The 12,087-nt window shown below is 63.2% G+C and carries 13 protein-coding genes and 3 tRNA genes; 7 read left to right on the forward strand and 9 right to left on the reverse strand.

The features are described from left to right. The first annotated feature begins 770 nt into the window (after positions 1 to 770). From DEU37_RS09310 to DEU37_RS09325, 5 genes are read left to right on the forward strand one after another with little or no spacing between them, the layout of a single operon-like run. Positions 771 to 1,145 (forward strand): helix-turn-helix domain-containing protein, encoded by a 375-nt coding sequence (locus tag DEU37_RS09310; RefSeq protein ID WP_147424865.1) that lies wholly within the window; start codon positions 771 to 773, stop codon positions 1,143 to 1,145. Further along, positions 1,142 to 1,687, forward strand: a complete 546-nt coding sequence (locus DEU37_RS09315; RefSeq protein WP_121190439.1) for a hypothetical protein — start codon at positions 1,142 to 1,144, stop codon at positions 1,685 to 1,687. The genes DEU37_RS09310 and DEU37_RS09315 overlap by 4 nt, the downstream gene beginning before the upstream one ends. Further along, positions 1,687 to 2,148 (forward strand): hypothetical protein, encoded by a 462-nt coding sequence (locus tag DEU37_RS14855; protein WP_183043641.1) that lies wholly within the window; start codon positions 1,687 to 1,689, stop codon positions 2,146 to 2,148. Before DEU37_RS09315 ends, DEU37_RS14855 begins: the two co-directional genes overlap by 1 nt. Further along, entirely contained in the window at positions 2,141 to 4,522 is a 2,382-nt protein-coding gene (locus DEU37_RS09320; RefSeq protein WP_183043642.1) for a phage tail tape measure protein, read from the forward strand. The genes DEU37_RS14855 and DEU37_RS09320 overlap by 8 nt, the downstream gene beginning before the upstream one ends. Next, positions 4,519 to 5,199, forward strand: a complete 681-nt coding sequence (locus DEU37_RS09325; RefSeq protein WP_121190441.1) for a hypothetical protein — start codon at positions 4,519 to 4,521, stop codon at positions 5,197 to 5,199. The genes DEU37_RS09320 and DEU37_RS09325 overlap by 4 nt, the downstream gene beginning before the upstream one ends. A gap of 148 nt (positions 5,200 to 5,347) precedes the next feature. Here the strand turns inward: DEU37_RS09325 and DEU37_RS09330 are convergent, their stop codons facing one another. Beyond that, on the reverse strand, positions 5,348 to 5,548 hold the full coding sequence (locus DEU37_RS09330) for a hypothetical protein (protein ID WP_121190442.1): 201 nt from the start codon (positions 5,546 to 5,548) through the stop codon (positions 5,348 to 5,350). Between the two features lie 472 nt (positions 5,549 to 6,020). Here DEU37_RS09330 and DEU37_RS09335 point away from each other — a divergent pair, with 472 nt between their 5' ends. Continuing rightward, positions 6,021 to 6,233 carry a hypothetical protein gene (locus tag DEU37_RS09335; protein WP_121190443.1) on the forward strand — a complete coding sequence of 71 codons (213 nt, stop codon included), beginning with the start codon at positions 6,021 to 6,023 and terminating at the stop codon, positions 6,231 to 6,233. Positions 6,234 to 6,390: 157 nt separating this feature from the next. Beyond that, positions 6,391 to 6,900: a hypothetical protein gene (locus DEU37_RS09340; RefSeq protein ID WP_121190444.1), complete on the forward strand. Its 510-nt coding sequence runs from the start codon at positions 6,391 to 6,393 to the stop codon at positions 6,898 to 6,900. 115 nt (positions 6,901 to 7,015) lie between these two features. On the opposite strand, the gene DEU37_RS09345 is transcribed toward DEU37_RS09340, so the two are convergent. The 8 genes from DEU37_RS09345 to DEU37_RS09375 all read right to left on the reverse strand — a co-directional run bounded on the left by DEU37_RS09345 (position 7,016) and on the right by DEU37_RS09375 (position 11,954). After that, a complete protein-coding gene (locus tag DEU37_RS09345; RefSeq protein WP_147424866.1) occupies positions 7,016 to 8,806 on the reverse strand; it encodes a DUF4209 domain-containing protein in 1,791 nt (596 codons plus the stop codon). A 310-nt stretch (positions 8,807 to 9,116) separates the two neighbouring features. Then, positions 9,117 to 9,503 carry a hypothetical protein gene (locus DEU37_RS09350; protein WP_121190446.1) on the reverse strand — a complete coding sequence of 129 codons (387 nt, stop codon included), beginning with the start codon at positions 9,501 to 9,503 and terminating at the stop codon, positions 9,117 to 9,119. Next, a complete protein-coding gene (locus tag DEU37_RS09355; RefSeq protein WP_121190447.1) occupies positions 9,496 to 9,963 on the reverse strand; it encodes a helix-turn-helix domain-containing protein in 468 nt (155 codons plus the stop codon). Before DEU37_RS09355 ends, DEU37_RS09350 begins: the two co-directional genes overlap by 8 nt. Then, entirely contained in the window at positions 9,950 to 10,369 is a 420-nt protein-coding gene (locus DEU37_RS14745) for a hypothetical protein (protein ID WP_147424867.1), read from the reverse strand. The genes DEU37_RS09355 and DEU37_RS14745 overlap by 14 nt, the downstream gene beginning before the upstream one ends. Positions 10,370 to 10,593: 224 nt before the next feature. Further along, positions 10,594 to 11,517: a hypothetical protein gene (locus tag DEU37_RS09360; protein WP_121190448.1), complete on the reverse strand. Its 924-nt coding sequence runs from the start codon at positions 11,515 to 11,517 to the stop codon at positions 10,594 to 10,596. A 126-nt stretch (positions 11,518 to 11,643) separates the two neighbouring features. Further along, positions 11,644 to 11,715 (reverse strand) — tRNA-Val (locus tag DEU37_RS09365). Between the two features lie 28 nt (positions 11,716 to 11,743). After that, positions 11,744 to 11,814: transfer RNA gene (locus DEU37_RS09370), tRNA-Cys, on the reverse strand. Between the two features lie 67 nt (positions 11,815 to 11,881). Next, positions 11,882 to 11,954: transfer RNA gene (locus DEU37_RS09375), tRNA-Gly, on the reverse strand. Positions 11,955 to 12,087: the final 133 nt, after the last annotated feature.

A 12,087-nucleotide genomic window follows, 5' to 3' on the forward strand; every position in this document is an offset into this window, starting at 1 on the left:
GATGTGGTCGGCGGAGCAGGGCACGGATGGTCTGATCCCGGCGAAGTATGTACGCAAGCTGCACGACGTCGACGTCACGATGGCTGATCTCGCTCCCCTAGTCGACGCGGGTGTGTTGCTCGTGACGGACGCGGGCGACGTCACGATGCCGGGGTGGTCCGATGATCGTGGTCTCAGACAGTCCTCGGCTGCGACTGTGGCTCAGTATCGGGAGCGGAAGAGGGGGAACCAGGCCGCGTATCGTCAGCGCGCCAGAGAGCGTTCGGAGAGCGGTCACGTGACCGGTCACGTTCCCGGCAACGTAGGCGAAGGCTCTACTGAAGAAATCTCTACTGGGGCCTCTGCCTACGTGAACGGCAACACAACCGGTCACGTGACCGGTCACGTGCTGCGACGTAACTGCGACGCTCATCCCGACGGGTGGAGCCAGCCATGCAGAGCCTGTGGCGAGGCTCGCAAGCGCGCCGACGCCGCGAACGCGGCTTCCAGCGCGCCCCGAATGCAGACGGTATCTCCGGGCAGTCGCTGCTCCCCCGGCAGGCATCGTCTCGTGGCAGACGGAACATGCATGAACTGCGATGTGCGAGCGGAGGACGTCGCATGATGCCCAACACGTGCCGGCGCGGTCTTGAGCATGACTTCGATCCCGTCTCCGGCTGGTGTCTCGGTGGTTGTGGTTGGCGCGATGACGGGCAATCGCAGTTCGGCCGTCGTTCTCGCCACGTAGATGTTCCCGATATCACTGCACCTCGACGCACGGCATATGACTCATGACCCGCGTAGTTACGGAAGCTTCGATCACTCTCACCGCTACCGAGGCTCGGATGCTGTGGTCGGCGGCTGATCTGAACAGGACGCGGATCAAGTTCCGGGTCGGCAACCAGAAGATGTACGACCTGCTGTGCGACATCTACCGCACCGCACTGACGACGGTTGCCGACGACGGCAACGAGCCGCGGCAATCGACGGCATCGGAGGAACGTGAGACGTGGACAGTCGCACAGGTGGCAACCGCCGCCGGACTATCCGAACGAACCGTACGACTCGACGCACAACAGGAACACCTCAAGGGGACCAAAGCCGGCCGCACATGGGTCTTCACCCGGGATGCGGCCCTGGACTACATCGAAGGAAGGAAATCATGAGCCTCGAAGCACTCGAATCTCAGATCGAGAACAACCGGGCACAGGCCACCGCGCTGATCGAAACCGCGAACCGGAATCTGGATGCGGTCAAGAACGATCCCCGACTGACGGAGGACGCCCGCTACCAGGACGTCAACCAGATCCGCAGCGACCTCCGCGGCAAACTCGCGGCCCTCCAGGAGAAGGAAGACACGATCGTCGCCGACAAGCTGCGCTCCCTTGAGCGCACCGTCCTCGGCACCGTCGGCTCCGACCCCACCGAGGTCATCTCCTACCGTGACGCAACCGAACGAGCCTCCGCCGTCGACGACCTCCGCACCGGTGAGGAGATGATGCGTCGCGCGCTCCTGTCAGGCGACACCGGGCTCGCGAAGGCGCTCCTCAATCGCGCGGTCGAGAGGGGATGGCCGACGGTCGCCGAAGCGTACAGCGCTGAGAATCCGGCGATCGGCACCGCTCTCGACGACCTGATGAAGCTGAAGCGGTGGAAGGACGATCCGCAAACGATGACCGGTCGGTGGATCTACGCGGCTGTCCGCTGATGAGCATTCAAGACGTGCTGCAGGAAGCGCGCCCGGAGGTGATCGTGTCGGAGTCGGAGCGTCGGTTCACGCAGTTGCTGGCGGAGGCGGAAGCGTCCCACGAGTTCGAGTCGGTGCCGCTCGAGCTCATGGTCGGCGAGCATCTGGTGTCGGTGGTGATCACGGAGCTGAACGGGGCGGAGTGGTGCGATGCCGCGAGTGTTCCGCCGCGCCCGTTCAACAGCAGCGATGCGCGTCTGGGGTGCAACGGGGATGCTCTGCTGCTGACGTACCCGGTCGATCACATCGTGATCGGCGATGAGCATCCGACTCGCGAGGAATGGGCGGAGCTCGTCGGGTACATCACCGCCCCTGACCGCATTGACATCACCGCGGCCCTCTGGTGGCTGCACATCGGCCGTCACGAGCAGGCGAAAGCTGAGCTCGTGCTCGCGCAAGCACGGAGGAGCAATCGTGGGTAACCGCGTCGTCAAGGTGACCATCGCGGCGGAGATCGGCGACTTCAAGAAGAAGTTCGCCGAAGCGTCGCAGCAGACCAAGCAGTTCGGCAGCGAGGCGGAGAAGCTCGCCCAGGCCCGTGAGTCGTTCAACCAGGTCGGCCGCGCCGGCGTCGCGATGGGCGCACTCCTCACCGCGGGGATCGGTCTGGCAGTATCCCGGTTCGCCGATTTCGACCAGGCGATGTCGAACGTGGAAGCCGCGACGCACGAGTCCGCAGCCGGGATGGCGCAGCTGCGGGATGCCGCTCTGGATGCGGGTGCGTCGACGGTGTTCTCCGCGACCGAAGCGGCTGGGGCGATCGAGGAGCTCTCCAAGGCTGGCGTGTCGACGGCCGACATTCTCTCCGGCGGGTTGTCGGCAGCGCTCGACCTTGCCGCGGCGGGCGGCCTCGCCGTGTCGGAGGCTGCGGGTATCGCGGCGACGTCGCTGAAGGTGTTCAACCTGCAGGGCTCCGACATGTCGCACGTCGCGGACCTCCTCGCGGCTGGCGCGGGCAAGGCGATGGGTGACGTATCGGATCTGTCCCAGGCACTCGCTCAGGGCGGCCAGGTGGCCGCTGCGACCGGCTTGTCGATCGAGGAGACCACCGCCACGCTCGCCGCGTTCGCCTCCCAGGGGCTTCTCGGCTCGGATGCCGGGACGGCGTTCAAGACGATGCTGCAGCGTCTCACCCCGCAGTCGAAGGAAGCGGCCGACAAGATGCTGGAGCTCGGGATCAGCGCCTACGACGCGCAGGGGAACTTCATCGGGATGGAGAAGTTCGCCGGCAACCTGCAGCACGCGATGGCCGGACTCACGCCTGAGGCCCGGAGTGCGGCGATGTCGATCATCTTCGGCTCCGACGCCGTCCGCGCCGCGAACGTTCTCTACACCGAGGGCGCGAAGGGCATCGCCGACTGGACCGACAAGGTCAACGATCAGGGCTACGCCGCCGAGACCGCACGGATGCGGCTCGACAATCTCAAGGGCGATCTCGAGGCGCTCAGCGGCGCGATGGACACCGCGTTCATCCAGACCGGCAGTGCCGCCAACGAATCGCTCCGCACCCTGGTGCAGGCGCTGACGGGCTTGGTTGACATGTACAACCAGCTCCCCGCCCCGGCCCAGGCGACCGTCCTCGCCGTCGGAGGTGCCGCGGCGGCGATCGCCCTGACCGGTGGGAGTGCCCTGCTCGCCGTTCCGAAGATCGCCGAGTTCAAGAACGCGCTCACCGTCACAGGTCTCAGCCTCAAGACGGTCGGGCTCGCAGCCGGCGGAACTGCCCTCGCGATCGGCGGGGTGTTCGCGATCGTGGGCGCTCTCGCTCAGGCGCAAGCCGACGCCCAGGCGAAGGCGCAGGCGTATGCGGACGCGCTGAAGGATGGGACGGAGGCGACCCGGAAGATGGTCGCGGAGAACCTCACCGCCGAGAAGTCGTGGCTGTGGGTGTCGCGCGGTTCCGCGGCGGACGCTGCGGAGAAGTTCGGCATCAGCCTCAGCACCCTCGCTGACGCTGCACAGGGCTCGAACGATGCGCTGCAGTCCATGTCCGAGGTCATCGCGGCAGGAAGCGGCGACCAGGACGCTGCGACCCGCCTGGCTGAGAAGTACGGCATGACGCTCGCGGACGTCTCCGCGGCGTCAACGCTCGTCGCGGAGGGTGCGCTCGGTGAAGCGTCGTCCCTCGAGGAGGCGATGCGGATCAATGAGCAGAAGAACAAGATCACCGAGAAGGGCGTCGAGGTCACGAAGTCCGCAGCGGACGCGTACGTCGACGCAGCGACCTCGGCGGATCAACTGACCAGCAAGCTCAACAGCCTCATCGACACGATCAACAAGGCCAACGGCGTCGGCCAGGACGCGGTCTCCTCCAACCTCAGCTATCAGGACGCGCTCGCGAAGGTTGACGAGACGATCACGAAAGCCGCCGAAGGGGTCGAGGGGTACAACGCGACCCTCGACCTGTCGACGCAGGCTGGTCGCGACAACATGGGCATGCTCGTCGACCTGTCGAAGAAAGCGCAGGACGCAGCCGACGCGCAGTTCGCTCTCGACGGCAACACCGGCAACTACAAAGCCACCCTCGAAGCCAGCCGGCAGGCACTCATCGACCGGGCGCAGCAGCTCGGCATGAACGCCGACCAAGCGCAGTCCCTCGCCGATCAGATCTTCCGCATCCCGTCGCAGACCGAGTGGAACATGATCGCAGACACCGCGGCCGCGCAGAAGCAGATCGACACGTTCATCCGGGACAACAACGGCCGCGTCATCGGCCTGCACGTTGCCGCGAACCCGTCTGTCGGAGCCACACCCTACGCTGACGGCGGCAGCATCAACCCGGAGGTCACCGAATGAGCTACCTACTCGTCACACTCCACGAGGACAGCGCGGTCATTGTCACCGACACACTGATCTCCGGCGAGGACGCCACCACCATCACCGGGTTCGGGTCGAAGACGCAGAGCATCCCGCACCTGAACCTCGCGATCGCATTCACGGGAACCATGGGAGTTCGGGACGAATGGCTGACCCTCGTGAGGGATCGCATCGGCTCGGTGCGCGACATCAAAGAACTCAACCTCTTCGCACCCACGCAGCTGCGGAAGATCCGCGACCGGATTGAAGAACAGCACGGTCCCGTCGGCGGCCAACGGGTCGTGCACGTCGGATTTCCCACCGACTCCGAGAAGCCCCTCATGTACATGTACGAGGCGGCGAACGACTTCGAGCCGGAACTGTTCGAAGCACCATGCTTCGTGCAGCCTTACCCGCGGACCTTCGCACCGTGGATACCCATGAACATCGAGTCGAACGTCGAACTGGTGACACGGATCCGTCTGGAGGATCCGAACCGTCACGGCATCGGCGGGGAACTGTTCGCGACCAGAGTGTCGAACTGGTCGCAAACGACGCAACGCCTCCACCGGTTCCCTGACTACGAGATCGCGCAGAAGATCATCTACCTGAACACGGTGCTTCACAACGCCGATGCCGGCGACCCCAACGATTCTCCGCACCGGACCAAAGCTTGATGTCCACACCATGCGACCGCTGACGATCGAACAAACCCCAGGGCAGGCCCCCCCACAGGGCACACCCGCCGGACCTCCGGGGTCAGGCGATCCCTCCCCCCGCCCCACGAAATGAACAGCCCTTTAGGACGGTGATCAGAAACCCATGTCAACGACGCGAGTACCAAGCAAGCTGGGATCTGCAGGGAAGAAGCTGTGGTCGGCGGTGACGAACGACTTTGAGCTGGCTGAGCATGAGCTTGCGCAGCTCGAGGAAGCGTGCCGTGTGCGAGACACGATCGGCGTCCTTCGTCGCCAGGTCGATGAAGACGGGACGATGATCTTGTCGTCGCAGGGTGCTCGGCTGCATCCGGGTATCGCGGAGATTCGCGCGCAACAGCTCACGCTTGCTCGGCTGTTGGCGACACTCGCTGTGCCTGGCCTCGAAGACGACGTCCTGCCGGCCTCTAGCGGTGTCAGAGGCGTGTACTCGCCTGCTGGGAGACGGCGATGAGGCGGCGCGTGCCGGTGGGCGCAGTTCCGCCTCAGATCTCCATCTCGGCCCTGCGGCCCTGTCCGACGATCGACTACTCAGTGCCGCTTGCGGAGCGTGTGAGAGTCTTCAACCGGTGGCTTGCTGACCGGGCGAGCTGGGTCGCTCTTCGCGAGGCGCATTCCGAGGCCTTCGGGTGGCCCGGTGGCGATATCGCGCGCGATCAAGAGGAGCGGGAGTTGCGACCGGTTCCGGACGGCCCCTTCGACCCGACTGGCATTTGAGTTCCCAGCAGTGGGCGGATCTGAACTAGTAGTGGGCGACCATGAATCATCTATATGCTCCGGACATGGATGCCACCCCGCTTCTCATCTCCGTCGTAGCCCTCGCTATCTCCCTCGCGATCATGTATCTCGTGATCCGGAACGCCGTTACCGCTGCGCTACGGCAGGCGCGACGGGAGCAGTTCACCGAGGACTTCTACCCGGAGAAGGCGATGTGGCTCACCATCAGGCAACGAGAGCAACTCACCGAGCACGTCGCAAGGCGAGACGCCGCCTAACATCGCGGCGTACCGCGCCCTCGATAGCTGGTTTGATCGCGACTGCCGCCGTGATGCTCCGTGTGTGAAAAGGCCCTATGCCTACGGGAGGGCCCTGGGCGGGCGGGGAGGGGGCGATGCCCTGCAGGGGTCGGCGGGTACCTGTACGGTTCCCACCATGAACACTGAAGACTTCCAAGACCGTGCTAACGCCATCCTGCAGCGCATGACACCACACAGTCAGGCGATGTGGTCGAACCTCTCGTTTGCGAGCGGTTTCGGGGACGCCAGCGCCGAGATGCTGTCTCGGTTGGTTCTTCTGACCGGTGCCGAGGAGCCAGTGGTGGTCGATGCAAAGGTGGAGGACGAGAACGGGCCAACGGGGTTTCTGCTCGTCGTTACTGCTACTTCGATCGTGAAGGCGACGTTCACTACCGTCGACGTGGGCGGTTTTCCCCGGCTGGAGACCGTTGTTGAGGGCATCCCCCGTTCATCCGTCGCCGGGGTCCGCGTTCACCGGGCTCTCGTGGGTCAACCACAGCGTGAGTGGCCACGGGCCGCGCAGATTGAGATCATGCTGGACCGAGCGCTTCTCGGCGAGAGCACTATCACTGTTCCGGCCTTCAGCAACAGCCAGGTCGATTTCGCGGCCATCCGAGACCTCGCGGCGACACTCATCCGCGGCTAACGTCACGTGTAGAGAACCCGAACCCTTGCCGAGCCTTACTGAAGCGTTTCTTCAGCTCGGCGCGCCGCTGGACAGTAGGAGACCTCAGCGCCCGGCTTGGTGAGAAGTCGCGGTCTCAGACGCCTTCGCGATCGACGTCATTCCGTTGGGTCTGCGTGCGGCTCAGCGCGTTGAAATAAGGGACAAAGGCAAGTCGGAACGCGAACCACCATGCGGTCAGCATGCCCTCGCCCTGAGACTCATCGCTCGACACGAGGCCGTGTGCAACGCGGTTGCGCAGATTCTGCCCCATCGGGTCGGCGAAGATTGCTCGGATATTCCAGGAAACGTCGACATCAAGCGCCTCGTCTGCTCCAGGCTGATCGAGGAGACCTGTGAGGCCGATTTCGGATTCCGTGTCGTCGTCTTTGATCAGGCTGGTTTCGATGCCGGCCTGCTGCAGGACTGACCGTACGCACGCCTCGATCGCTGGAGCGAGCAGATGCACGGACTCGGCATGGTGTCCGTAGTAGCCGTGGAAGAGCCCTCGTGCGTAGTTGTCGCGAATTTCGAGCGGGACGAATGGAGAGGTTTCAACCATCAATCGGAACTCCGCGAGCGTCGGTCTCCAACGTGTGCTCAACTTCCGGATCCCCGGGACGATGTGTGATTGGCACAGCAAGCCCGACGCGATCTGGTAGTTGCGAACCATAACCGACCAGACATCAGCCGGAACGCCCATGCGCCCAACCGCAGTTCTCGAGTCATAGACCTTTCGCCCCTTCTCGTCAATGGTTGAATGCCCGAAAAGAAACGCAATCGGGTGTTCTGCCATTTGCTCGCGAGCTTGCTCTTTAGCGTGCTCGAGAGTATCCAGAGGTGCCATGTCGATCCAACTCACGAGGGCGCTCATCAGGCTGTCCGCGTCAGCGATCGCTTCCACACCCTCGATCCATTCGCTGATATCGATGCCATCGGTCGTCGTCAAATGCATCTCATCGAGGGTGCGCTCACCTTCCTGCCGCACGATCGCAGGGAGCCTATTGATCCGGTCCACGGTCCGCGGGTCTCGAAGCCTCGCCGGCACTGCACGGTAGCTCCGAAGCGCGTTCGCGTAGTGGTCCCTCGCCACCATGTGCGAGTCAGCCTGACGAAGTTCGGCCTCGTCCCACCACAGGTCGCCGACCCGCGCTCGAAGGGCCGCCTTCTTCTTCTCATCTGAGGAGGGTGTCCATCGGATTGCCTCCTCAAGGAGCACATTCTGAAGGAAGACAGGTATGTCTCCTACAACGAGCGACTCCAATTGCTCCTCAAAGTGCTCGTTGTCGGGGACATAGCGGGCTTCGCGCATTGTCTGAGCCACTCGAAGAGCCCCCATCGCGTGAGCCTTGTTGAAAGCGTCCACGCCGACGTCTGTTAGTGCCCGTGCGAGGTCTACGAGACGAAAGCGTGCCGCAATGTTTGCGGCTCTGCTCCAACCAGCGAGCTGCTCCCACGACAGTGCATCGGTGATGCCAGCCTGAACCCATCGCTCAACAGCTAGCTTCGCCCATCGATACCGATCCGCACGGTCACGCGTTCTGAGATACACGATGTCCGCGAGACGCGCACTCAGTTGGCTACCTTCTGGCTGATCGGCGAGAAGCGAGAGGAACTCAACTTCCTCGTCGCTGAAGTCCTCCGGGACTAAGCTACGTTGCCCGTCCATCTGCCAGGCGGGGTGGTAGGGCCTGAACCAGTCGTCGCCGTGGAGGGCCATGCCGGCCACAGTGGCGATGAGCCCAAGACCACGCTTGGCTGCCTCGCTAGATACCTCCTGCGCCAGCGCGCCCAGCTCTTCCAACGGCAGGGGGCTTTCCACCGTTACCAGCGCATGCCAACCAGTTGCGGTGGTGTCTCTGAACATCTCTCGCGCAGCGTCGCTCACAGCCGGACACTACCGCGCCATGCGCTTGGTTCTGGCAGCGTCCAGCATTCCCGCGGGCCGAGCGCCCGACGGCCGCGGACGGGTTCTCCCGCATCCGCGATGGCCGATGTCGGAGATTCCGTCCTATCCTGATCTTCTCGGCCGGAGAACAGGAGCATCCGGGTGGCCACGTCGAAGCGATACTCCGAGTACTGCGATCGGGTCGCAGCGGAGAAGGTCGCGGACACTCCCCAGATCCCGTGTGCGTTCCCTCAGCAGGCGTACGAGTTGAAAGTCTGGCTCGACACGGTTACGAACCGTGGAACCGAGTTCACTTGACCTGGAGAGAAATCGGTATCCCTGCAGGGGGGATGACAGGGCCTCTCTGCATCAGGGAAACAGCGTGCATGATCCCGATGCGAACGTAGGGATAGACGGCTTGAGCCGCGAGGTGCGCCAACACCTCGTCACTGCAGTTCTCGTTCTCGCTGACATCGAACTTCACCAGGTAGTCGAAGCTCCAGGTTGGATCCTCTTCATCTTCCACGTAGCCCTTGAAGCCAATGTCGACCAGACGCCTCCCGTATGGAACCTCAGGTTCGTCCACCTCGACAGTGATCTGTGCGTTCGAGGAACGGACGCTACTCTCAGACGCTCGGTCAAACTCACGATCCTCGACCGAGAAACGTCTCAGTGTGATCTGCGCTACGTCAGGCACGGAGGCTCTCCTCAAGCGTGAACGAAATTTGCCGAGAAGCAAGCTCGCGCTCCAGCGGCTTTTCTAGCGGGAAATCGACTGGCCGGCCAGTCGGGCGCTTACGCACATAACTCTCGACGTTCCGCACGCCACCGTCGGTCGTCTCGAAGGCAAGTGAGAAGTGCGCGCTCCGCGGCTTGCGCCGCGCGCGTCGCGGAACGATCTTTACCTCTCGGTCTTCTCCGTCATAGACCTTGAGTTCGGTGTCATAACCCAGCGCGGCAAAGACACGCGCAACTGTCGCTAGATGGAAGTTGCCGTCACCTCTCAGGATCTGCGAGACCCTTGCCTCACCAACGCCGAGACGCTCCGCCAGCTGCCGCTGAGTTAGCTCGGACCTAGCCATGGTGAGTCGGATAAGCTCCGCGACTCTCACAGCAAGGCGCGCCCCAGCCATCTCGACACGATCATGATCGATCATGCTGCAAGTCCTCCTCCCGAACCCTTATGGTCTCAGCTAAGTCGTCTTCCTCGGTCTTCTGGCTGTTCTTACCGAAGCAGTGCCCGAGGCGTAGTTGGTCATCGAAGAGCGGTATCCACCAGTAGTCATCATCCTCCGGGAAGTCTGCATCACGTCTATCGAGCACTCGATGTTTCGGGACAAAGCCTCCGAGACCGTCCGTGTCGAAGAATGAGATGCGTACTCTACCTAGCTTGAACTCCCAGATCCCATCGTTGAGTGCATTGACATTGCAATATGACGCTTGGGGGAAGCCGTATTCAGCGAAGAACTCGATGCCAGCTCGTAGTTTTGCTGACTGGCGGATCTGCTCGTCATCCGGCGCAGCCTCGAAGTTTGGATCCTCGGCCCACTCTCCCGCAGTCATCTCACACCATGCTTCGAATGACGGTGAGGACAGGTCTGAGATCAACGCATGATGCACTGTGTGCGTCTGCTCCTGACAGAACAGTCTACGTTCAACTTTAGGCAAATGTAAAGCCCCCCAACCCGCGATGGTCTCGCGCCAACGTCAGTTTGCCACGGGGGGAGTCCGAACGGCAGGATCCTTTGGATGTGCCCGCTTCTGGCGTGATCCGCAGCAGGCTCGGTCTACCGAGGTGGCGGCACGGGGGCGAACCCAGCTTGCGGTGAACCGATCTGCAGTTTGAGGAGCGTCTCTCCCCCGCGGTACGCGTTCCAGGTGCGGAACAGGTAGAACAGCGCTTGTCCGGGCAGGATGCGTCGGGAGGCGCCGGCCTGTAGGTCGGATGCCACGCGGCGGGATAGTGTCAGGAAGGGGTCTCCAGGGCCCGTCTGGATGCCGTCGCGTATGCGGTTGAAGAACTCCGCGGTGTCGTCCACGTCTATCGCGGAGAACTCGAGGAATGCGACCCCGAGAGCGCTGACGGGCAGGCGAATATACCGGTAGACGTTGCGGGCAAACCGGGCCGCGAAGTCGATGTCCGGGATCGACATGACCGCCTCGGCCATCTCCGTCTTGGTGAGCTGTGCGCTCCCCCCGATGTGGGAAGCCGCGTGCTTCACGTCACCCTTCTTCCACGCGACGTGCAGTCGTGCGATCGCGCCCACGTCCTTCGCATCCGCACGCTCCGCCAGACCGGTGATGACGAGCATGTCCCCCGTGTTCCTCGCCGACCCCGAGTCAAGCACGACGAGCGCTTCTTGGCTGATCCCTCGAACGACGAGCACCCACGCGCCGCAGCCGGCGGACACGATCGCGTGGCACCGGTTCTGCCCGTCGATGAGCCGACCGTCGGTGTCGAACTTGATCGCCTCCCCCGTGAGCACCCAGTTGTCGGACTGGATGTCCCTCACGTACCCGCTGATCCGGCTCTTCTTCACGTTGCGGTTGCGGTCGATGTTGCGGGCCAGCCACTCCGCCGCCATCTCGGGCGTGACGAAGACGTACTCCGCGGTCTCTCCCCCGGGGCCGACGGCGATCGACGAGGTTTCTGCGGAGAGCTCGAGATCCTGTGTTGTTTCGGCCGAAGCCGTGGACTTTTCCCTGGTCATACTGTGGTTCTAGTCACACAGCGGAGCAGCTGCACTGTTGCACGAGGTCGCGGAGCGATGTTGCACGCATGTTGCACGACGCCTCAGTGGGCACAAAAAAACCCCGCATGACCGGGGTTGTTCTTGTGCGCGATACTGGGATCGAACCAGTGACCTCTTCCGTGTCAGGGAAGCGCGCTACCGCTGCGCCAATCGCGCCTGTACAGGCGTGTTCAGTTATCAGGCGAGGTGGCGACGGGATTCGAACCCGTGTAAACGGCTTTGCAGGCCGGTGCCTAGCCGCTCGGCCACGCCACCGTGTGGATTAACCGTGTGGTTTGACCCCACGTGCCGTGATCGCTTCGAAAAACGATCCCTGCACTCGAGCGGATGACGAGACTCGAACTCGCGACCCTCACCTTGGCAAGGTGATGCGCTACCAACTGCGCTACATCCGCATGCTCCCTGGTTGCCCCGGGAACTTGATCGACTTTAGCCGACTATTTCGCCATCGCAAAACCGAGCGCCGCCCGCGCGTGTCTCGCGGTCTGGGCGGCCGCAGGATTCGTGTCAGCGCCCGGCATCCGGTAG

This window comes from Microbacterium sp. AG790 (assembly GCF_003634765.1).
Taxonomy (GTDB): domain Bacteria; phylum Actinomycetota; class Actinomycetes; order Actinomycetales; family Microbacteriaceae; genus Microbacterium.